A 21,687-nucleotide genomic window follows, 5' to 3' on the forward strand; every position below is an offset into this window, starting at 1 on the left:
GAAGGAGGAGCAGATGAAGATTACTTTAGGCCGACAATCCATTCTGCTTTTGGGCGTGAATGGATTGTTTGCGTTAGCCGGAGCGCTGTCGGGAACCTTTTTGAATGTGTTTCTGTGGAAAAGCCGTCCGGATTATGCCATGTTGGGGTGGTTCACTCTCAGCCAGCAACTGGCCATTGGACTGACATTCTGGCTTGCTGGCAAATGGGTCAAGGAACACAATAAAATGAGTGCACTACGACTAGGTACTGCGCTGTCCGGTATATTTTATATGATAGTCCTCTGGGCTGGTTCCAAAGCTGTAGACTGGATATGGCCTCTGGGTATGCTACTAGGTTGTTCCTTGGGGTTATTCTGGATTGCATTTAATGTTGTGTATTTTGAAATAACGGATCGGGAAAACAGGGATTTATTCAATGGCTGGGTCGGGTTACTTGGTTCGATGACAGGAATTATAGGTCCATGGTTCTCCGGTCTGATTATTACTCGCATGACAGACAATACAGGATATCGGCTCATCTTCACGGTATCACTCGTTATTTATGTTATAGCAGTAGTTTGTAGTTTTTTTCTGAAAAAAAGAAAGGTGAGCGGTACATACCGCTGGTCGGAACCTTGGATACAGCTATCCAAGCGGGATAGTCCCTGGAGGACCTTAGGCCTGGGTTTATTCGCTCAGGGTGCACGTGAAGGTGTCTTTGCCTTCCTGATTGCACTGCTTGTATATTTGGCTACCGCACAGGAGTACAAATTGGGGCAGTTCTCACTCATCACTTCAGCTGTGGCACTAGTAAGTTATTGGGCAGCCGGGAAATGGTTTAAACCACAGTATAGATCAAAAGGCATGTTCATTGGAGCCCTCATTCTGCTTGTTGTGCTTCTTCCTCTTCTCTGGAAAGTGACCTATGGAACGCTGTTAATCATGGGTATTGGGAGTGCTGTTGCGATGCCGTTATATGTATTACCGATGATATCAGCGGGATTCGACATGATGGGCACAAGTGGCGAAAATGTAGAGAAAAGGGTTGAACTTGTCGTTTTGAGAGAGTTATGCCTGATGCTTGGCAGACTATGTGGGTTGGCCATATTTATTGTGACGGTCTTAAATGCTCCCTCTCTACGCATGTTAACCTGGCTTATTATTGTCCTCGGTGCTTCTCCGCTAATTGGATGGATCTTTATGCGCAAGTTATTGAACCGAACGGAAGGGCAAGAGCCCTCGGCTTAGCAGGCTTCCCAATATATAAACAGGGTACAGCGGCGGGAAAAGAGAACTTTCCGTGTGCTGTACCCTATTTGTAGTTGTATTGATTCAGTTGTTGGTTATACAGGAGATGGTTTACTTGTACGTGTGAGAGAGAACAGATCCATATCAGGGTTTTGTTTGCCAGTAATAGCATCCACAATTAAGGAAGCAGCAATCATGCTGTATACGGTCCCGTTACCTCCATACCCTTCTACAAAATATGAATGCGGATAATCGGGATGTGTACCGATCAGGGGGAGGCCATCATTCGTATTACCAAACACAGCGCCCCAGGCATAATCGACTTCAAGATCATCTAAAGGGAAATAGGAACGGACCTCTTCCAGGAGTGTATCTCCCCGGTGTTTTGAACGTATTTCACGTTGATCCTCTCGAGGTGTTTCTTCATCCAAACCGCCTGCGATGATTCTTCCGTCCGGTGTTGTTCGCATATACAAATATGGGCGAGCTGTCTCCCAAATCATGCTGTGTTCAAACCATTCACTAAGATCAGACAACGGTTTGGTAGCAATCGCGTAGGTCGTTTTCAGATAGGCTCCGCGATCCTTTTTGATGTCCTGTGTCTCGTAACCGGCAGCAAATATGACTTTCTTGGCACGGATTTTACCGTTGGCAGTGTGGCAGACTACACCATCTTCATCGTATTCACAGTGTATCATCTCCGTCTGACCATAGATTCGAGCGCCACGCTTATTGGCGGATTCAAACAAGGCATGAACAAAACGATAGGGGTTCACTTCCGCATCTCCCATGGTGTACAGTGCAGCGGGTTTGCTGAAGGGGAAATGCTGGCTTATTTTGTCGGCATCCCACAGTTCAGCTTCAAAACCATAACGCTTCAAGGTCTGATATTCTTCCTCCAATAGGGCCACATCATCTTCACTGCTCGCAAAACAAAGACTTGTTCGTGGGATAAACCAAGGGTCTGTATCCAGGCTGTCTGCAATTTGAGCAAGTTGTTTCATTGCTTCACGACAAAGCTCATAAAAACGTACGCCTGTTGCTTCACCAAAAGTGTGGATACATGAGGTTAGTGTCTTGTCATTGGTGTATTGTAAAAGACCTGTATTGGCAGAACTGCTGCCGTTGGCAATGTCTCGCTTATCAATCACAACAGTGTTAACACCCTGTTCCGTGAGTAGTTTAGATGTCAATGCGCCCCCCATGCCCCCACCAATGATGAGGCAGTCACAAGAGATGTCTTCTTGCAGAGCAGAATAATTAAATGTTGAATTGAAAGTGGAGGGCCAGAAAGGTGTGCCATAGACCAGATCCATTAGAAACATCTCCTTTATAATTTAAATTTGTATACTTTTGTGTGACCGGGTTAACAATAATTGCGCATAAACTTTATGCCGAGGAGGCCATCGAAACATGCAGAATCATACTATGCAAGCGCTGAGTCCCAAGGAATTGAACTACATTGCGGACTCTATCACCAATGAAGAACTGCTGATTAAGCAGTGTGCAGCCACAGCTTCCATCACACATAATCCACAAATTCAACAAGCTCTGAATCACTATGTTCGCTCACATGAACAACATCTGAACACGCTTGTCAATGCATTGCAGCAACATCAGTCTCTTGCACCGGCGCAAGTCAGTAATTGAAGACAACTCTAACTGTATAGGAGGAAAACGCATGTATTCTCAATCTTTATCATCTAATGGCGCTTTTATGCAGGAGCAGGATCTGCTGAAGTCGATTCTTGCAGATTTAAGACGAACCTCACGCGAATATACGACTGCGACAACGGAAGCTTCCTGCCCCATGACACGTCGAATGTTCACAGACCTGACGAACGATACCCTAAGATTACAAGGGGAACTGTTCAATCTGATGCAGCAAAACAACATGTATTCTGTCTCATCCAAGGCACTTCGTCAGGATGTGGACAAGCAAATTCAGTCCGCCCACCAGACCCAACAAAAGTGTCAGCAGTTCATTCAGGAAAAGAATACGCAGAACAGTTCATATAGCCAAGCTCCTAATGTGCCGCAGCATCAACCGAATTACGGTAACCCTTATTACATGTAACCTTTGCAAAAGAGGTTTGAAGCACCTAATGGTAAAGGACCATACCACCGCTTGCCTGAATTCAGGGCAGGCGGTCTTTTGTCTATGCATCAACGTCAAATTCATGTAATATAAGTATTAATTCATTTTCAGGAACCTGGATGATGCTGGAGGGAAAACCATGAAAGATTTGAACGATCTGCAATTAAAAGTTCTGGATCTGCTGAAGGAAGACGCGAGAAGGACTCCCGCACTGCTGTCGACGCTGCTGGGGGAGTCGGAAGACAAGATCAAGAACGCCGTGGCACAGCTAGAACAAGACCACGTCATCGTGAAATACGCAACCGTCGTGAACTGGAGCAAAATAGATGATGAAAAAGTAACGGCCTTGATTGAAGTACAGATCACGCCGGAGCGTGGTCGTGGTTTTGAAGGGATTGCTGAACGTATTTATCTCTATCCGCAAGTGAAGTCCGTATATCTCATGTCTGGTGCATACGATCTGCTCGTTGAAGTGGAAGGTGGCAACCTGCGTGAAGTCGCTAATTTTGTGTCGGAGAAACTGTCTCCGATAGACTCTGTACTTTCAACCAAAACAAATTTTATTCTTAAAAAATATAAGCAGGACGGGATTATCTTTGAAGACCATCAGGAAGACAACCGTCTCATGATCTCGCCGTAAAGGAAGATGTGTCATGATAGTGAATGAACAGACAACCGGGAACAACAAGAAAATGACATCTTATCTGGCACCCCTCGTGCAGCAGATACCTCCATCCGGAATTCGCAAATTTTTTGATCTGGTTGGAGACAACAAGGATATTATCACATTGGGTGTGGGTGAACCTGATTTTGTTACCCCTTGGCATATGCGTGAAGCTTGTGTATACTCGCTGGAAAGAGGTATGACCAGTTACACATCCAACGCAGGTATGCCGAAGTTAAGAGAAGCCATCAGTGAATATCTGGATACTCAGTTTGATACCAAATACGATCCCAAGGATGAGATTATTGTTACCGTGGGTGGCAGTGAAGCGATTGACCTGGCTTTGCGAGCATTAATCGTACCTGGCGACGAGATTCTCATTCCTGAACCTTCGTACGTGGCGTATTCACCAATCGCTTCAATCGGTGGCGGTATACCGGTTGGTGTTGAAACCTATGCGAAAGATCAGTTCAAGTTAACGGCCGAAGCACTTGAAGCTGGTATCACACCAAAGTCGAAAGTGGTTATTCTGTGTTATCCGAGTAATCCCACTGGAGCCATCATGACGTATGAAGAGTGGCTGCCTATTGCTGAAGTGATTAAAAAGCATGATCTGATTGTGATCGCGGATGAAATTTACGCTGAATTGACGTATACGCAAAAACATGTTAGCTTTGCAGCTATCCCTGACATGAAGGAGCGGACCATTCTCGTAAGCGGATTTTCGAAGGCTTTTGCAATGACAGGTTGGCGGATCGGTTACATGTGTGGTCATCCTGAGCTTATTGCAGCCATGCTCAAAATCCATCAGTATACGGTAATGTGTGCGCCGGCCATGGGTCAGGTTGCTGCACTTGAGGCGTTGACAAATGGTTTGGGTGAGAAAGATCGGATGGTAGAATCGTATAATCAGCGTAGACGTTTAATTGTGCAGGGCTTCAGAGATATTGGACTTGATTGTCATGAACCTCAGGGAGCATTCTATGCATTCCCGAGCATTCAAAAGACGGGTATGAGTTCAGACCTGTTTGCTGAGCGATTGTTAACGGAGAATAAAGTGGCTGCTGTTCCGGGCAATGTTTTTGGCCCTCAGGGTGAAGGCTTCTTGCGTTGTTCTTATGCTACTTCTGTAACCCAATTAAATGAAGCTTTGGAACGAATCGGAAACTTTGTTTACAAACTGCAAAAAGAGGGTTAATACTAAAGTAGAATCTTTTTACAAATGTGACATTGTTATTATTGGAAAAAAATAACTTTCTTTTACAAAATAATGTGATATAATTCAAATTTGAAATAAGTTTTCATATATTTGGAAACCATTTTTCCAAGGAGGGGTTAGCTTTGTTTTGTGTTGAATATGATTTACCGACGAATCGTGGGCACTATCTGGCAGAAGGCGATCATGGCGACCGATGGTCGGTGAAACCCGATAACGCATCTTTGCATGACATTTCCTTGGAAGATGAAATTCATATGCTTCGTCGCAAGATGGAACAGATCTTCCTCGAAGAGAAATCATTCACATCCGATATTGTAATTGAGATCAGCAGTTTGCTGGATTTAAAGATTAATGAATATATGAAGGCTAACCCGATTAAAGCAAAATAACGTTTATGCTGGATTGAAACGTTTCATTAATCGAATTAGAAAGGGAGACCTGAGAAGGTCTTCTTTTTTTGTGTGTAAAGGCAGGGTGAACCCCCGATAAGCCAGGTTATTTTTTTGCGTGGAACAATTGTGATATATTGGACATAGGAGACTAAAGGGGGAACTGGAATGAAGAGATTTTGGGGGCTTACTGCAATCATTTCTATCGTTTTTCTGCTTGCTGGTTGTGGAGGTAAAGATGGTTTTTCGATTTTCATCATTGATAACCAAGGAAATCCATCTGTAATCTCAGAACAGTTACAGGCCAATCTGCAACAGAAACTGGGCGAGGAACCCAAGGTAGAAGTGATCACCAGTGCGATGTATGATGTTCAGAAAATTATGGTAGAATATGCGGCTGGAGGACATGATATTTTCATATTGCCTGAATCCGACATGAAACAATACGGAAGTAATGGCTCCAATGTTCCGCTGGATGATACTTTTGATCCCAAGAAGTTTGAACGGGGTGTATTTGAGGGTGGAGTATTGGTAGAGAAGGGTGAAGGAGATGGAGGTTCAGATCTCAAGCAAGAATCACATCTTTACGGCATTCCACTCGAAGATATGAAAATGTTTAAAGATGTAGAATATGCTGCGAGCAATTTGTTCGCTACCATTCCAGTGTCATCTTCCAATGTCGAAGAATCCAAAAAAGTGCTGAAGGCGCTGACAGAGTAAAGAAAATTCAGAATGGCTATGGAAGGAGGGAAGCGGATTGCTGATTACGGTCACAGGCGGCATAGGTAGTGGTAAAACCCGGTTTGCCCTTAAGTACGCAGCCGGGATTAGCCGGGAGGGTGTATATTTATCCACCGGTGATCATGATCCCGTTATTCCCGAATTGCCATCCGCTCATTATCGTGCCATTCATGCCGGGAACGGTCAGCATCTGACAGAGGTGATCACCCAGATTAATCGGGAATCCAATCTGTTTTTGGCGGATCAGCGAATTGTAATTGTAGACAGTCTGACCTCCTGGATGGCTGCCGGTTTCAGGGCAACAAAGGATCTGGATCATCAGCGTTCAGAGACACAGCTTTTGCTTGATGCTTTATTGTCTTATCAGGGGAAGTTGCTTGTGATTACCAATGAAATGCATGGCACATTGCATCCTACCGAGGAAGAACGAATATTTACAGCGAGAATGGCTTCGGTTAATCGGATGCTGCAGATACATGCTGAAAAGATGTACATGCTGGTATCTGGTCTGGCTATCGATCTTAAGAGTCAGGGCATGCGAAATGAAGATGAACGATAGCGAGATGACATAAACGGGTGACATAAAGAAGCCTCCTTAACCACGAATTGGTGGCGAGGAGGCTTTATTTATTAAGCTATTCTTTTTATTTCTGCTTTTTGCTACGTCTGATCCACCAGATGATACATCCGATGACAATGATGGCCAGAATGACGTACACTACAATGGAATAGACGTCCATAAAGTGCAAAATGCTCTCCCATGATGCGCCAAGCGCAGCACCAACGCAGACAAGAATGACATTCCAGATCAATGTACCAATGGTTGTAAAGAGAAGGAATAAACCAAATTTCATATTGGACATGCCTGCGGGAATGGAGATAAGACTACGAACGAGGGGAACCATTCGGCAGAATAATACGGTCCACATGCCATATTTGTCAAACCATGCATCGACACGGTGAATATCCTCTTTTTTGATGCGCAGAACATGTCCCCAGCGTTCCACAATTTTCTCAAGGCGTTCGACGTCAATGAGTAGACCAATACCATACAGGATCACAGCACCAAGGACAGAACCAATAGTTGCAGCGATAATAACTCCTGGAAGAGTGAGACTGGTATAGGTGGTCATGAATCCGCCAAACGGCAAGATGATTTCGGATGGAATCGGGGGAAATACGTTCTCAAGAGCAATAATGAGTGCAATGCCTATGTAGCCGTATTGTTCCATGAAATCGGTTATCCAGTTTTGCATAATCGTCTCCTTTACTTTTGGTTTCCTTTGATTTGTCGTATACTCGGCAGAGCACACCAATTCTTATATACGTGTAAAGCGATAGACGGGTTTCTGAAAAAATGGCATTCCCGTATTCATTATTATATTACCAATTGGAGGGATAACGATGGGCATATATACACGAACAGGTGACGAAGGACAGACTTCGGTTATCGGTGGACGCGTCATCAAGGATGATGACCGGGTTGAGGCTTATGGTACGATTGATGAGTTGAACTGTTTTGTAGGCCAGGCGATCAGCCTTATTGACTCGGCTCAAGGGGAATTTGAAGATCTGCGTGAACATCTGCTGGAAGTTCAGCAGGAACTGTTTGATTGCGGGTCGGATCTGGCCTTTGTGAAGATTAGTGAGACCAAATATAAGGTGAGAGATGAAATGGTCACACGTCTGGAACAATGGATCGACCAGTATGATGCAGAGAACCCAAAAGTGGAACGGTTCATTATTCCTGGTGGCAGTCAGCTGTCTTCTGCTCTTCATGTGTGCCGTACTGTATGTCGTCGCGCAGAGCGTCGCACGGTAACACTTGGACAACATACAGATATTAATCCGTCTGTACGACGGTATCTAAACCGACTGTCTGATTACTTCTTCGTGGTTGCACGGACAGCCAACGCGAGACAACAGGTGGCGGATATTGAATATGTGCGGAGCAAAAAAGTCTTCCGCCGCAAAGAATGAGCCAGTATTATTCGCCGATTGTCTACACGGTGACCGAACAAGAAGATGGCTGGCTGCTGAAGACCGTGCTTCAGCGCCGGCTGCTGGTGTCGCGTAAGCTTTTGTCCAAAATTAAGCTGACGGAGCAAGGTATCATGCTTAATGGAGAGCGCGTGTACATTAGCGTCAAGGTAGCTGCGGGTGATGTCGTTGAAGTTCGGATGGAGCAAGAGGAATCGGATGATATTTTGCCTGAGCTTATTCCCTTTACCGTTCTGTATGAAGATGAGCACTTGCTTATTGTCAACAAGGATGCGGGCATCATCGTTCATCCGACGCATGGACATTATACGGGTACTTTGGCAAATGGCGTTGTTCATTATTGGAAATCTAAGGGTGAGCGCTTCCGGTTCAGACCGATTCATCGACTTGATCAGGAAACGTCAGGTGTGCTCGCCATAGCCAAGAACCCTTATGTGCATCAACATGTCTCTGAACAGATGATTGCAGGAACAGTGGACAAGAAATATATTGCACTTGTGCACGGCAGTCCTGTCCCGGAACAGGGGGCAGTAGATGGACCGATCGATCGCGATCCTGAAGAGCCACACCGCCGAATCGTAACACCTGATGGCTACGCTGCAAGAACGTTGTACACGACCGTAACACGTTGGTCAGGGGGCAGCGCCAGTGCGATAAGCCTCAAGCTGGAAAGTGGCAGAACCCATCAGATCAGGGTACATATGACGTCCATCGGCTGCCCGTTGATAGGTGATCGAATGTACAAGACACTACCTGTGCATGAGATCGATGAGCAGACCATGGCTGTTCAAGAAGAACGGGATACCTGGATCGAACGCCAAGCATTACACGCTTGTGAATTGACGTTTGAACATCCCATTCTAAAGGAACGCATAACGTTCCAAGCTCCTTTTCCAGCAGATATGGCCGCGCTAGAGAAGCGTTTGAATGATGACGCAGCTCCCAGAGAAGAACTGTAGGAAGCTGCGACGGGGCTCTTAGTTTTGCACCTCGTATCGCAGTTTCCTGCACGGCCTGTCCTGTTTGGAGTTCAACGCTGTTTGTCTTACCCTTGTGAGGGATGCTTTATGCACCCGAACAACATGCCGTAGGCTAATCTTTATGGTTTAATGTATTGATGCTTACCCATTTCATGTTAAATATTTCAAGAATTCAAATCTCAAAAGCTTTTAAGGATACAAAAGCTGTAAGATTTTGATCCGAAAAAATATAGCCGAATGTGAGTTTTTGATCTCATTCGCAAAAGTCAGTAAAATTACATGGCGATGGTATCGATTTGGAGCGACTTTTGGATTTGCGAAGCAAACCAAGGGAAGCGAAAAGTCGAAACCGGAGCAGAGGAGGAACACATACATGAGTAACTTAAAAGTATATCAATATGCCAAATGCGGCACATGCCGCAAAGCTGTAAAATGGCTTGAAGCTCAAGGACACGAGCTGGAGTTAATCCCTATTTTTGATTCACCGCCATCCGAATCTGAACTAACAGAACTCATCCAAAAGAGTGGACTGGAAGTAAAAAAGTTCTTTAATACGAGTGGGGAAGTGTACAAAGAACAACAATTGAAGGACAAGCTTCCGGGCATGTCCGCTGATGAACAGATTCGTTTGTTGGCTTCCAATGGTCGGCTGATCAAACGTCCGATCGTTACGGATGGAGAAAAGGTGACGGTTGGATTCAAGGAAGAAACGTACGAGCAGGAATGGAATAACGCATAAACGCGCTGAATATCAGCCTTGAATTGTTCAAAATTCAGGGCTTTTTTGGCTGAACGATGGTTGGCGGAACTATGCTATAATGATAGAATTAGTTTCGATATTTTATATGCTAGATTTAGATAGGAGAGAACAAATTCAAGTGAATCAACGTAATGAACCTACTTTGTTGCTGGTAGACGGTATGGCGGTGTTGTTCCGTGCTTTTTATGCGACATCTGCAAGCGGATATATCAGACGTACAAAGGCAGGGTTGCCTACCAACGCAGTCTACGGATTTATCCGTTATTTCTGGGATGCGGTTCAGACTTTTGGGCCAAGTCATGTCGTATGTTGTTGGGATATGGGCGGTAAGACGTTCCGCGGTGAAGAATATGCAGCCTACAAAGGCAACCGGGCCGAAGCTCCGGATGACCTGATTCCCCAATTTGCTCTGATTCGTGAAGTCATGGATAGCCTGGGTATTCCGAATATAGGTGCACAAGGATTCGAAGCCGACGATTGCATCGGGACGCTTGCGAAGTATTATACCGAAGAGACCGATATGAATGTTATGGTACTGACGGGTGACCACGACATGTTGCAACTGATCAATGACCGCACAAGTATCATTATTATGAAAAAAGGCCATGGCAACTACATGGTGTACAACCCTGAAACGCTCATGGCTGAGAAACAACTGACACCTCGTCAAGTGATTGACATGAAGGGTCTGATGGGAGATGCCAGCGACAATTATCCCGGAGTACGGGGAATTGGTGAGAAAACAGCGTTGAAGCTTGTACAGGAATACGGCTCCATTGAAGGGATTCTGAGCAACATGGATAAACTGACCCCTTCGGTGCGTAACAAGATTGAGAATGATCTGGACATGCTTCATTTGTCCCGCAAACTGGCAGAGATTCATTGTGCTGTTCCGGTTGCCTGTGCGCTGGATATCTGTGAATTGCGTCTTGATCCGGATATGGTGATGGACAAGTTTGAACAACTTGAGATGAAGAGCCTTGGCTCTTGGATGGGAGTGGCAATAGGGTGAGCAACATGAATAACGTACGAACAGGCAAAAAGTGGTGGACAGGGGCTATGGCCCTTGTCCTGGCCTTGCCCGTAATTCTTTCGGGAGCAGTAAGTGCACCACAGACAGTGGATGCCAAAGCAGCAATTAGTACCAAAGTACAGAAAGTAAAAGCAGCAGGACGTAATTTTACCGTACAGACCGTTTCGATTCCAAAGGGAACACCGGTTACTGTCGGACTCGCGAAGAAGCAAGTTGGCCAGACGGCAACATTGCCATCGATTGTGAAAGCCTATGGTGCGCAAGCAGCCATTAACGGAGCATTTTTTGAAGCATATAACGGAGCACCAGATCCATACGGTATGTTAATAGCAAATGGTAAGGTCATACATATTGGAAGATACGGAACATCCATCGGATTTAAGGAAGACGGCTCGGCGATCATGGATTCACTTCAGGTGAGTTTGACAGGTAAAGTAACGGATACAAAAGGTAAATCACGGAGTTGGTATGCAACCTTTATTAATCGAACACCTTCAGCGAACGCAAGCATTACGATGCTGTATACGCCTGAACGAGGTGCCACAGTCGGATTCAAAGGTGGGACTGCGGTTGTCATGGAGAAAGGTATCGTGACCAAAAAAGTGCCCAATACAAATGTAGCGATCCCTAAGAATGGCTCGGTACTGGTCTTCACAGGTAATCAGAAGTCTTCTTCGGACCGTTTCACTGTTGGTTCGACCGTAGAAATGAATTATAAGTATACGAACGCAGCAGGCAAAGAGATCCCTTGGCAAGATGTAGTGACTGCTGTTGGGGCAGGACCCCGCCTGGTGAAAGACGGTAAGGTAGCTGTCAATCCGACGAGCGAAGGTTTCAAGGATGCCAAGATTCTTAATGCTTCCGGAGCCAGAAGTGGTATTGCGATCATGGCGGACGGTTCTGTTATGCTGGCTACCGTTTCCGGAGCAACAATCAAGGAGTGGGCAGCGGTGATGCAGAAGCTTGGCGCCAAACAGGCCATGAATCTGGATGGCGGTGCTTCCTCGGGTATGTATGCCGGGGGCAAAATGTTGACTTCTCCAGGTCGGCTATTGAGTAATACACTCGTATTTGGCGCTTCTGTGCGTTAAAAGAAAGTGATTATGGGAGGTATGACGCAAATGACACTCACATCTGATCGAAAGCCAGGGGAGGGCAATACAGCTGTTCTGGCCATTAATGTAGGACTGCCGCAGCCGCTCCCTGGGCAGAAGCGTGAAGTGCTGAGCGGCATTGTGAAACATCCTGTATCCGACGCGGTTTTCCTGTCATTCACTGGAATGACAGGGGACGCGCAGGCGGATCTGGTGCATCATGGCGGACCTGACAAAGCCGTTTGTGTATACGATTACAGTCGTTATCCGGCGCTGGAACAACTGATGGATCGCAAGCTGGATTGGGGAGCTTGTGGAGAAAATCTGACGGTTGAAGGCTGTGCCGAAGAAGACGTACGGATTGGTGATGTGTACGAGTTGGGCCAAGCCACAGTGCAGGTCAGTCAGCCCAGACAACCTTGCTTCAAGCTGGGTGCGAGGTATGACTATAAGGAGCTGCCTGTTTATTTTCAGGAGAGTGGATATACCGGCTTTTACTTTCGTGTACTGCAAGAAGGTGAGGTAGGGCCTTTATCGATATTTCGACGGATCAGCACCGATCCAGCCTCAATGACGGTTCTTGAAGCCAATCGAATCATGCATCAGGGGAAAGAAAATGTCGAAGGTATTCAGGCGTTGCTGGCCATTCCTGCGCTGTCAGACAGCTGGAGGCAAACGTTAATGAAACGATTGTCCAAGCTGGAGAACAAGCAGCAGGGTAATTATCGTGTCATCAAGTAAAGCAATTCGAATTCCTTTTTAAACTAACTTGGGAGTGTGACTAACATGACGATCTTAGGCGCAATTGAAGCAGGCGGAACCAAATTTGTATGTGGTATTGGCACGGAAAATGGAGAAGTTCTGGAACGTGTAAGTTTTCCAACAACAACACCGGAAGAGACCATGGCTCAAGTGATTTCATTTTTTGAAGGCAAAGGCATTGAAGCTCTGGGTGTAGGTTCATTCGGTCCGATTGATCCGATTGAAGGAAGCCCAACATATGGCTATATCACAACAACACCTAAACCACACTGGGGACAATATAACGTGATTGGCAAGCTCAAGGAGCATTTTGATGTGCCGATGACATTTGATACGGATGTGAATGGTGCGGCACTTGGAGAAGCAACCTGGGGCGCTGCACAAGGTCTTGAGAGCTGTCTGTATATCACTGTGGGTACAGGTATTGGTGCAGGCGCTGTGGTTGGCGGTAAAATGGTCCATGGATTGTCACATCCAGAGATGGGACATATCATTGTACGCAGACATCCGGAGGATACATACGAGGGTTTCTGTCCGTATCATGGTGACTGCCTCGAAGGCCTTGCAGCTGGCCCAGCTATTAACAAACGTTGGGAGCAACCGGCTTATGAACTGCCTGCAGATCATAAAGCTTGGGAGATCGAAGCACATTACCTGGCACACGCCCTGATGAACTATGTTCTGATTCTCTCTCCGCAGAAAATTGTCATGGGTGGCGGAGTAATGAAGCAGGAGCACCTGTTCCCGATGGTTCGTAGCAAACTGCAGGAGTTGCTTGCAGGATACGTTCAGCATCCGGCACTTCAATCCGACATTGACCAGTATGTTGTTTCACCAGGACTTGGCGACAATGCAGGGCTGTGTGGTTCGCTGGCGCTTGCCAAGTTGGCATTGAATAAGTAGAGCAATAAGGGATTGACGAATTTTACCATTGTGGTATGATATGGGCAACAGCATAGTACGGTTAATGAGGAAGCACCTCTCTTGCATGGATTTTGCAGGAGGGGTGTTTTTTTATGCTGCCTATAGGTAGTATCTCTAACTCGTATAAGCTGAATATTCAAAGGGAGGGAACGAAAATGGAAGTCATTTTCATGAACAGATTGTCCAGAATGTCAGATCAGAATGCAGAGTATGCACAGTTATGGATTGGGGAAGAGGAAGATAGTTGGCAGCTGGGATGGAGTCGCTACGAGGAAGGAGAGCGTGAGGACAGCATCTGGTATGAAGGGACTTCTTGGGAGGAGCTGCTTCATATTTACCGTCATCAGCTTGCCATACAGATGAGTGAGGGGTACCGACCGCAGTTGCAGGGGTTATTTCATGAGAATGATGATCTGAAGTCACGCAGTTATGGTGGACAGCGGCTCCATTGTTACAGTGAGTTATACGGCAATGAACAATTATATACGGATCTGTGCACATGGCGCAGGAAGAGAGCTGTGTCTGACCGGAAGGCACCGTATTTTATTGCAACGAATCGTCTGCTGCGTTTGATCAGTGCCTTTGTTCCGCAGTCGATGGATGAACTGATGCAACTGCCGGGCGTAGGAGAGAGCAAAGCGACTGAGTATGGTACGGAATGGATGGAGATTACAAACGGGTTGGAGCGTTCAACGACATTCCCGCTGGAATGGGTATACACGGCGCTGAAGGAAGAAGAGTATGAGAGCTGGTTATACAAGCAGAGAGAGCAGAAGTACAAGCAGGAACTTGATAAGTTCACCACGCGTAAGCAGGTGCTTGAAGGCATGAAGGAAGGGTATACGTTAGAGGAGATTGTTAATCGATCCGGATTATCCCGACGCGAGTTGGTTGAGCTGTTAGAGGCATTGGATCACGAAGGTTATGACACCGATTGTCTTCTTGATGTGGAGCTGGCAGTGATGCCAGAGAACGAACAAGAGGCCGTATGGAGTGCGTATGAGGAGCTGGGAGATACGTTCCTGAAGCCAGTATTACATAAGGTGTATGGAGGAGAGAAACCCGATGGAGGAAGTCTGGAGCAGGTCTATGAAAGACTGCGCATGATTCGAATCCGCTTCCGTCGGCACGCAGAGACAGAGAAGAATGTTGGTTAATGATCAGAAATGAAAAAAGACGAGGCGTTTCTCCCGGAGGAGCGCTTCGTCTTTGTTATTTCATACGAGTTCATACCCAGTCTTTCTTGCGGAAAATGAAGAACATGCTCAGGCCCAGTGTAACCATCAGGCCAATCACAACAAAATAACTGTATTTCCAGTTAAGCTCTGGCATATTCGTAAAGTTCATGCCGTATATACCGGTAATGACCGTCAGCGGCATGAAGACCGTGGTGATGGCGGTAAATACACGCATGATCTCATTCGCCCGGTTCGCAATACTGGATTGGTAGGCTTCTCGCAAGTTGCCCATCAGGTCGCGATATGTCTCAAAGGTTTCAGATATTTTTACGGCATTCTCATAGATGTCACTGAAATACTTTTGCAGTTGATCATCGATGAGACGCAGATCTTTTTTGTTGAGTGTATTAATGACCTCTTTCTGAGGTCCGAGCACTTTCTTCAGCCACAGAATCTCACTGCGCAGCCCGATAATTTCACTCAAATGTGACTTTTTGGTGTGCATCAGAATGTCTTCCTCAAGCTTCTCGATTCGTGCTTCAATTCGGTCACCTACGGTGAAATAATTATCAACAATCAAGTCAACCAGCAAATACAGCAGACGATCCGGTGTACTGATTTCCTGTTCCCACAGGATCGGTTTCAGTGTGCGCAATTCGCTGATCTTGTGCTTGGTAACACTAATAATGAAATGTCTGCCAAGGAATAAGTTGACCGCACGTAGAAATATCTCTTCATCATCAAAACGGATGCTATTAATCACAATAAAATAATGGTTCTCATAAATTTCAATCTTCGGACGTTGTTCTTCGTCACTAAGACAGTCTTCTACAGCCAGATCATGCATCAAGAACAGCGGCTGAAGTACCGCCAAATCGTCTACGTCTGCATCAATCCAGTAAAATCCTTCCGCTGGTGGAGTCAGCGCCTGCTGAATGTCGTCCACCGGAATAAATACACCGTTGTTTACCAACCGGATTTTCATCGTTAATCTACTCCTTCTGCACCCGCCAACTTGGCGGATATTATCATTATGGGCGCAAAAAGAACAAATCAGCCGGTCGGCAGCGGAGCCTGGAGATCAGGGCTGCGTTCACTATATAATCAAACGGAAGTCACGTCCCGCTGCCGGCATGCTGATGTCAGTTCTCTATGCAGTTTGTCGGAATTCGGCTGCCAGTCAGGCCTCGGGTCGCCATCCATTTAATATGTCACCTCTCACATAAGGGTTTATAACACCTTGTTTAGTATACCGCTGGTACAAGGTGCTTTCAAGCGCAAAAATGTGTCTATTTCGCGCCCTGAGGCAGTGTATGACAACGGATGATGAACGGTTCCGATCTGGGAAGCAGACATCGAACTGCAACTTGACGTGAGGGCATTAATGTAATAAAGTAGACGGTGAACCATATTTAATTACAATCTAATACAGCGAAATCTTATCAAGAGTAGGTGGAGGGACTGGCCCGATGAAACCCGGCAACCGGCGGTATACCGCACGGTGCTAATTCTTGCAGCGACTAAGTGTCAGGTGGCACTGTTGTAACTGAGAGATGAGAGAGGCGCATATCTATTTTACATATGACCTTTCTCGAAATCCGAGGAAGGTCTTTGTCATATGCCCCGACTTCTCAGCAGTGATTTTCGCTAAGGAACTTGAGGTTGTTTGTAACGTTGGATGAAAGAGCAATTCAATGTTTTTACAAGCTCAAGGCAGTCTATAACTGTATTGATGTGAAGACATCAAGCCAAGGGTGGCTGCATCTATCTATGCACAAGGAGGAGTTAGACTTACTATGCCAATCAAAATACCCGATACGCTACCAGCAAAAGAAGTACTTGAAGGAGAGAATATCTTCGTCATGGATGAAACTTCTGCATATCAGCAGGATATTCGTCCACTCCGTATCGCTATATTAAACCTGATGCCCACAAAGGAAACGACCGAAACACAATTGCTTCGTCTGGTGGGAAACACGCCTATTCAGGTGGATGTCGTTCTTGTACATCCCAAATCCCATACGTCGAAGAATACGTCTCAAGAGTATTTGGATCTGTTCTATAAAACCTTTGATGAGATTGAGCACCGTCGTTTCGATGGAATGATCATTACGGGTGCCCCGGTGGAACAGATGGATTTCGAAGACGTGAACTATTGGAATGAAATCCAGGAGATCTTCGAATGGACCAAAACCAATGTGACTTCAACCCTCCACATATGTTGGGCTTCTCAGGCAGGTTTATACCATCATTTTGACGTACCCAAGGTTGCACTTGATGAAAAGTGTTTTGGCGTTTTCCCACATACCATCAATAAACCACATGTTCCGTTGTTGCGTGGATTCGATGAAGTATTCAACGTTCCACATTCCCGTCATACGGAAGTGAGACGCGAAGATATTGAAAAGAATGAGAATTTAGAGATTTTGGCTGAATCTGAGGAAGCGGGGATCTTCCTGGTTGCTACCAAAGACGGCAAACAGATTTTTGCCACAGGACATGCCGAGTATGACCCGTTCTCATTAAAGTGGGAGTATGACCGGGATGCAGCCAAAGGTTTGGATATCGCATTGCCTAGGCATTATTATCCGAATGACGACCCTTCCCGTGTGCCACCAGCTACTTGGCGCGCTCATGCCAACTTATTATTCTCTAACTGGCTCAATTACTATGTGTATCAAGAAACACCTTACGATATTGGCCCGCAAATCTAATCGAGATTACAGGAGGATGCAGCAATGGAAGACAACAACAAGTTGAAAATCGAAAGCCGCTTAGCACAAATTGGGTCCATTAATGAACCGGTAACAGGCGCCATTAACTTTCCGATCTATCAATCCACTGCGTTTCGCCACCCGAAGCTTGGACAAAGCACGGGGTTTGATTATATTCGTACGACTAATCCAACCCGTAAAGTATTGGAAGAAGCCGCCGCAGCGCTGGAGTCCGGTGATGCAGGGTTTGCCTGTAGCTCGGGAATGGCCGCGCTGCAAACGATCTTTGCCATGTTTGGTCAAGGGGATCATCTGATTGTATCGCTGGATCTGTATGGTGGAACCTATCGTCTGCTGGAACGTATTCTGTCCCGTTTCGGCGTAACTGCAAGTTATGTGGACACGAATGACCTGGCAGCACTGGAGAAGGTTCGTCAGCCGAATACCAAAGCTGTATTTATTGAGACACCAACCAATCCACTGATGATGATCACAGATGTGGAAGCTGTCGCTTCCTGGGCGAAAAGTTACAACCTGTTGACCATTGTTGACAACACGTTGCTGACTCCATTTTTCCAACGTCCGATTGAACTGGGTGCCGATATCATCATTCATAGCGCTACCAAATATCTGGGCGGACATAATGATGTGCTCGCCGGACTAATTATTACCAAAGGTGAGGCGTTATCTGCTGAGATGGCGTTCCTGCATAATTCCATTGGAGCGGTATTATCTCCAAGTGACTCCTATCAGCTGATGAAAGGTATGAAAACGCTGGCTCTTCGCATGGAGCGTCATGAGCACAATGCAATTACTATTGCCAAATACTTGCTTGAGCACCCAGCGGTGGTTGAAGTGTATCATCCAGGTCTATCCGATCATCCGGGGTATGGGATACAGAACAAACAATCCACGGGTAACACAGGTATCTTCTCTTTCAAAGTGAAGGATGCACGTTATGTTGAACCGTTGCTACGTCATATCCAACTCATTGCTTTTGCCGAAAGTCTCGGCGGAGTTGAATCACTCATGACTTATCCAGCAGTACAGACTCATGCGGATATTCCGCTTGAAATTCGTGAAGCCGTAGGTGTGGATGACCGTCTGCTCCGGTTCTCCGTAGGCATTGAACATGCCGAAGATCTGATTGCAGATCTCGGCAATGCTCTGACAGTTGCACAACAGGAAGTGGAAGGAGGCGTGCACTCATGAGTGAGTCCAACAACAAGCCCAAATCCGAGTTAAAATTTGATACCAAATTGCTCCATTTTGGAGATGAGATTGACAAAACGACTGGAGCGTCCAGTGTACCGATCTACCAAGCATCAACATTCCATCATTTTGATATCTTCAATCCGCCTCAACATGATTACAGTCGTTCGGGTAATCCGACACGTCAGGCTTTGGAAGATTACATCACACTGCTGGAGGGCGGTGCACGAGGATTCGCCTATTCATCGGGAATGGCCGCGATATCCAGCGTGTTCATGATGTTCTCCGCAGGGGATCACATGATTGTTACGGAAGACGTATATGGAGGTACGTATCGTTTGCTTACTTCCATATTAAGCCGTATGCAGATCGAGACAACCTTTGTAGACATGACCAATATAGATGAAGTAAAAGCGGCACTCAAGCCAAACACCAAGGCAGTTTATATGGAAACACCTTCCAACCCTACACTGCGAATTACGGATATCGCTGCCGTAACTGACTGGTCGAAGGAACATGACCTGATCACGATTCTGGATAACACCTTTATGACACCGTACTATCAGCGTCCAATTGAGCTTGGTGTGGACATCGTCGTACATAGTGCTACGAAGTTTCTCGGAGGTCACAGTGATGTACTGGCAGGGTTAGCGGTTGCTCGCACGGAATCACTTGGCGTACAACTGAAACAGTTGCAAAATGGACTTGGAACTGTACTCGGGGCACAAGAATCCTGGCTTCTGATGCGCGGGATGAAAACCTTGGGGGCTCGTATGGCTCATAGTGAACGGAGCACAGCCAAACTGGCGGCATGGCTTAATGAGCGCAGTGATATTACCGCTGTGTTTTATCCTGGACTTGAGGATCATCCGGGCCGTGAGGCACATGAGCGCCAGTCCACAGGATATGGAGCTGTCGTTTCTTTTGACGTCGGTTCAGGTGATCGTGCAAAAGCAGTTCTTAACCGGGTGAAGCTCCCCATTGTTGCTGTAAGCTTGGGAGCTGTGGAGAGTATTCTGTCCTACCCAGCGATGATGTCTCATGCGGCAATGCCGGCTGAGGTTCGCCGTGACCGTGGCATTACAGATGGGTTGCTGCGCTTCTCTGTAGGTCTGGAAGATATCGAAGATCTCATTGTAGATTTGGAGCAAGCACTTCAGGAATCCTAACAAAAATGGATGCCCGAATCCGCCGATGTGTATCACTTAAGTTCGAACTAATTCTTTTCCATATGTAAAAATTTTTACTTATTTTTAAAGCACCTGTACATAAGGTGCTTTTTTTCACATGTAACCTGTGTTACGATATGTGGAGTACAGAAATGCGATGTTGCCACCAGAACTTGCTTCTCTTGAACAAGTTGGGACGGATCGTTATATAATTTCTCTTCATGAGGGAGGCTTTTTTACGATGAGTACGGTAGACCGTATCTTAGATAAAGCCCTTCGGGGCGAACGTTTGGACTTGGAAGACACGATTCAGTTATTTGAATCCAATGAAGTGGACAAAATCGGGGCAGCTGCTAATGTCATTATGAAACGCATGCACCCTGAACCATACAGAACATTTGTAATTGGGCGTAACGTCAACTACACAAACGTGTGTGATGTGTACTGCCGTTTTTGTGCTTTCTACCGCAGACCTGGTTCGGATGAAGGTTATGTGCTTCCGGACGAAGTGATTTTCCAGAAGATTCAGGAAACGGAAGATGTGAATGGTACCGAGATTTTGATGCAAGGTGGAACGAATCCAAACTTGCCTTTCAGCTATTATACAGACCTGTTGAAAGCTATCAAAGAGCGTTTCCCGAACATCACGATGCACTCTTTCTCCCCAGCGGAGATTATGAAAATGGTTGAAGTATCCGATGGCCTTACATTGGAAGAAGTTGTTCGTGCCATTCACGAAGCTGGACTGGATTCCTTGCCTGGCGGCGGCGCTGAAATTCTGGATGACCGCACACGTCGGAAGATCAGTCGCTTGAAAGGTTCATGGCGTGATTGGATGGACGTTATGCAAACTGCACACCGCATCGGTATGAACACCACGGCAACGATGGTTATCGGACTTGGTGAATCGATGGAAGAGCGTGCATTACACTTGCTCCGAGTACGTGAAGCTCAGGACGAATGTATTGCGAACAAGTATGACTCCGAAGGTTTCCTGGCATTCATTCCTTGGACCTTCCAGCCAGACAATACCAACCTTAAGCTGGAGCGTCAGACTCCGGAAGAGTACTTGAAGACTGTAGCCATCAGCCGACTGGTGCTGGATAATATCAAGAACATTCAATCCTCTTGGGTAACGATGGGTCCTGAGATCGGTAAGAAGTCGCTTGAATTTGGCTGTAATGACTTCGGTAGCACGATGATCGAAGAGAACGTTGTATCTGCTGCTGGTGCAACTTACAAAGTTAACATTGAATCCATTCTCCGTTTGATTCGGGAGTCCGGTTATATCCCGGCACAACGTAACACCCGATATGACATCGTTCGTATGTTCGACGAAGAGAATGCCGTACATGAAGATTTCGTAATGCAGAACTAATTCTAATTAATTCAATACTACTCTCCATAAACTTTGATCGTTAGATAAGTATTTATGAAGCCAAGCCCGCTGACTACTCCGTTTGGAGAGACGGCGGGCTTTTTGATTTCTTTCTGCGGTTCGAGGTCATCAAACAGTACATG

23 protein-coding genes and 1 riboswitch are annotated in these 21,687 nt (G+C 46.1%); of the genes, 20 read left to right on the forward strand and 3 right to left on the reverse strand.

The genetic code is table 11. From position 1 onward, the window contains the following. Nucleotides 1-13 precede the first annotated feature (13 nt). Nucleotides 14-1,228: an MFS transporter gene (locus tag NSQ20_RS09155; protein WP_340019853.1), complete on the forward strand. Its 1,215-nt coding sequence runs from the start codon at nucleotides 14-16 to the stop codon at nucleotides 1,226-1,228. Between the two features lie 95 nt (nucleotides 1,229-1,323). On the opposite strand, the gene NSQ20_RS09160 is transcribed toward NSQ20_RS09155, so the two are convergent. After that, a complete protein-coding gene (locus tag NSQ20_RS09160; protein ID WP_076252433.1) occupies nucleotides 1,324-2,544 on the reverse strand; it encodes an FAD-dependent oxidoreductase in 1,221 nt (406 codons plus the stop codon). 97 nt (nucleotides 2,545-2,641) lie between these two features. Here NSQ20_RS09160 and NSQ20_RS09165 point away from each other — a divergent pair, with 97 nt between their 5' ends. The 7 genes from NSQ20_RS09165 (at nucleotide 2,642) to NSQ20_RS09195 (ending at nucleotide 6,898) form a co-directional block, all read left to right on the forward strand. After that, nucleotides 2,642-2,878 (forward strand): hypothetical protein, encoded by a 237-nt coding sequence (locus NSQ20_RS09165; protein WP_036610100.1) that lies wholly within the window; start codon nucleotides 2,642-2,644, stop codon nucleotides 2,876-2,878. A 31-nt stretch (nucleotides 2,879-2,909) separates the two neighbouring features. Continuing rightward, the gene (locus tag NSQ20_RS09170) at nucleotides 2,910-3,305 is read left to right on the forward strand and encodes a spore coat protein (RefSeq protein ID WP_062833450.1); all 396 of its coding nucleotides are present in this window, start codon (nucleotides 2,910-2,912) and stop codon (nucleotides 3,303-3,305) included. Between the two features lie 160 nt (nucleotides 3,306-3,465). Continuing rightward, nucleotides 3,466-3,966: an Lrp/AsnC family transcriptional regulator gene (locus NSQ20_RS09175; protein ID WP_024628343.1), complete on the forward strand. Its 501-nt coding sequence runs from the start codon at nucleotides 3,466-3,468 to the stop codon at nucleotides 3,964-3,966. Nucleotides 3,967-3,979: 13 nt separating this feature from the next. Then, a complete protein-coding gene (locus NSQ20_RS09180) occupies nucleotides 3,980-5,188 on the forward strand; it encodes an aminotransferase class I/II-fold pyridoxal phosphate-dependent enzyme (RefSeq protein ID WP_036610094.1) in 1,209 nt (402 codons plus the stop codon). Between the two features lie 143 nt (nucleotides 5,189-5,331). After that, nucleotides 5,332-5,598 carry an aspartyl-phosphate phosphatase Spo0E family protein gene (locus NSQ20_RS09185; RefSeq protein ID WP_017689627.1) on the forward strand — a complete coding sequence of 89 codons (267 nt, stop codon included), beginning with the start codon at nucleotides 5,332-5,334 and terminating at the stop codon, nucleotides 5,596-5,598. 168 nt (nucleotides 5,599-5,766) lie between these two features. After that, nucleotides 5,767-6,318: a hypothetical protein gene (locus tag NSQ20_RS09190; protein ID WP_017689626.1), complete on the forward strand. Its 552-nt coding sequence runs from the start codon at nucleotides 5,767-5,769 to the stop codon at nucleotides 6,316-6,318. A 37-nt stretch (nucleotides 6,319-6,355) separates the two neighbouring features. Then, nucleotides 6,356-6,898 (forward strand): bifunctional adenosylcobinamide kinase/adenosylcobinamide-phosphate guanylyltransferase, encoded by a 543-nt coding sequence (locus NSQ20_RS09195; protein ID WP_100529510.1) that lies wholly within the window; start codon nucleotides 6,356-6,358, stop codon nucleotides 6,896-6,898. Nucleotides 6,899-6,983: 85 nt separating this feature from the next. Here the strand turns inward: NSQ20_RS09195 and NSQ20_RS09200 are convergent, their stop codons facing one another. Continuing rightward, nucleotides 6,984-7,595 (reverse strand): DedA family protein, encoded by a 612-nt coding sequence (locus tag NSQ20_RS09200; RefSeq protein ID WP_017689624.1) that lies wholly within the window; start codon nucleotides 7,593-7,595, stop codon nucleotides 6,984-6,986. A gap of 148 nt (nucleotides 7,596-7,743) precedes the next feature. Between NSQ20_RS09200 and NSQ20_RS09205 the strand changes: the two genes are divergently transcribed. The 8 genes from NSQ20_RS09205 to NSQ20_RS09240 all read left to right on the forward strand — a co-directional run bounded on the left by NSQ20_RS09205 (nucleotide 7,744) and on the right by NSQ20_RS09240 (nucleotide 15,050). Then, nucleotides 7,744-8,319 (forward strand): cob(I)yrinic acid a,c-diamide adenosyltransferase, encoded by a 576-nt coding sequence (locus NSQ20_RS09205; RefSeq protein ID WP_036610088.1) that lies wholly within the window; start codon nucleotides 7,744-7,746, stop codon nucleotides 8,317-8,319. Further along, nucleotides 8,316-9,299, forward strand: coding sequence for an RluA family pseudouridine synthase (locus NSQ20_RS09210; protein WP_340032317.1), 984 nt, complete (start codon nucleotides 8,316-8,318; stop codon nucleotides 9,297-9,299). Before NSQ20_RS09205 ends, NSQ20_RS09210 begins: the two co-directional genes overlap by 4 nt. Nucleotides 9,300-9,693: 394 nt before the next feature. Next, complete coding sequence (locus NSQ20_RS09215) at nucleotides 9,694-10,059, forward strand: arsenate reductase family protein (RefSeq protein WP_017689621.1); 366 nt, start codon at nucleotides 9,694-9,696, stop codon at nucleotides 10,057-10,059. Between the two features lie 139 nt (nucleotides 10,060-10,198). Further along, nucleotides 10,199-11,092 carry a 5'-3' exonuclease H3TH domain-containing protein gene (locus NSQ20_RS09220; protein ID WP_017689620.1) on the forward strand — a complete coding sequence of 298 codons (894 nt, stop codon included), beginning with the start codon at nucleotides 10,199-10,201 and terminating at the stop codon, nucleotides 11,090-11,092. A 5-nt stretch (nucleotides 11,093-11,097) separates the two neighbouring features. Then, the gene (locus NSQ20_RS09225; protein WP_340032318.1) at nucleotides 11,098-12,204 is read left to right on the forward strand and encodes a phosphodiester glycosidase family protein; all 1,107 of its coding nucleotides are present in this window, start codon (nucleotides 11,098-11,100) and stop codon (nucleotides 12,202-12,204) included. A 30-nt stretch (nucleotides 12,205-12,234) separates the two neighbouring features. Next, nucleotides 12,235-12,948 carry an MOSC domain-containing protein gene (locus NSQ20_RS09230; RefSeq protein WP_340032319.1) on the forward strand — a complete coding sequence of 238 codons (714 nt, stop codon included), beginning with the start codon at nucleotides 12,235-12,237 and terminating at the stop codon, nucleotides 12,946-12,948. A 45-nt stretch (nucleotides 12,949-12,993) separates the two neighbouring features. After that, nucleotides 12,994-13,872: an ROK family protein gene (locus tag NSQ20_RS09235; protein ID WP_047842269.1), complete on the forward strand. Its 879-nt coding sequence runs from the start codon at nucleotides 12,994-12,996 to the stop codon at nucleotides 13,870-13,872. 176 nt (nucleotides 13,873-14,048) lie between these two features. Beyond that, complete coding sequence (locus tag NSQ20_RS09240; protein ID WP_340032320.1) at nucleotides 14,049-15,050, forward strand: HRDC domain-containing protein; 1,002 nt, start codon at nucleotides 14,049-14,051, stop codon at nucleotides 15,048-15,050. A 70-nt stretch (nucleotides 15,051-15,120) separates the two neighbouring features. On the opposite strand, the gene corA is transcribed toward NSQ20_RS09240, so the two are convergent. After that, a complete protein-coding gene (corA, locus tag NSQ20_RS09245) occupies nucleotides 15,121-16,056 on the reverse strand; it encodes a magnesium/cobalt transporter CorA (RefSeq protein ID WP_036610074.1) in 936 nt (311 codons plus the stop codon). A 451-nt stretch (nucleotides 16,057-16,507) separates the two neighbouring features. Next, a riboswitch (SAM riboswitch) is annotated at nucleotides 16,508-16,631 on the forward strand. A gap of 236 nt (nucleotides 16,632-16,867) precedes the next feature. On the opposite strand from corA, the gene metA reads away from it, so the two are divergent. From metA to mqnC, 4 genes are all read left to right on the forward strand, one after another. Further along, nucleotides 16,868-17,785 carry a homoserine O-succinyltransferase gene (metA, locus tag NSQ20_RS09250; RefSeq protein ID WP_036610071.1) on the forward strand — a complete coding sequence of 306 codons (918 nt, stop codon included), beginning with the start codon at nucleotides 16,868-16,870 and terminating at the stop codon, nucleotides 17,783-17,785. Nucleotides 17,786-17,809: 24 nt separating this feature from the next. Further along, complete coding sequence (locus NSQ20_RS09255; RefSeq protein ID WP_036610068.1) at nucleotides 17,810-18,997, forward strand: PLP-dependent transferase; 1,188 nt, start codon at nucleotides 17,810-17,812, stop codon at nucleotides 18,995-18,997. Beyond that, the gene (locus NSQ20_RS09260) at nucleotides 18,994-20,166 is read left to right on the forward strand and encodes an aminotransferase class I/II-fold pyridoxal phosphate-dependent enzyme (RefSeq protein WP_036610065.1); all 1,173 of its coding nucleotides are present in this window, start codon (nucleotides 18,994-18,996) and stop codon (nucleotides 20,164-20,166) included. Before NSQ20_RS09255 ends, NSQ20_RS09260 begins: the two co-directional genes overlap by 4 nt. Before the next feature lie 241 nt (nucleotides 20,167-20,407). Beyond that, a complete protein-coding gene (mqnC, locus tag NSQ20_RS09265) occupies nucleotides 20,408-21,544 on the forward strand; it encodes a cyclic dehypoxanthinyl futalosine synthase (protein ID WP_074096829.1) in 1,137 nt (378 codons plus the stop codon). Nucleotides 21,545-21,687: the final 143 nt, after the last annotated feature.

Source organism: Paenibacillus sp. FSL K6-1122 (assembly GCF_037977015.1).
Lineage (GTDB): Bacteria > Bacillota > Bacilli > Paenibacillales > Paenibacillaceae > Paenibacillus > Paenibacillus amylolyticus.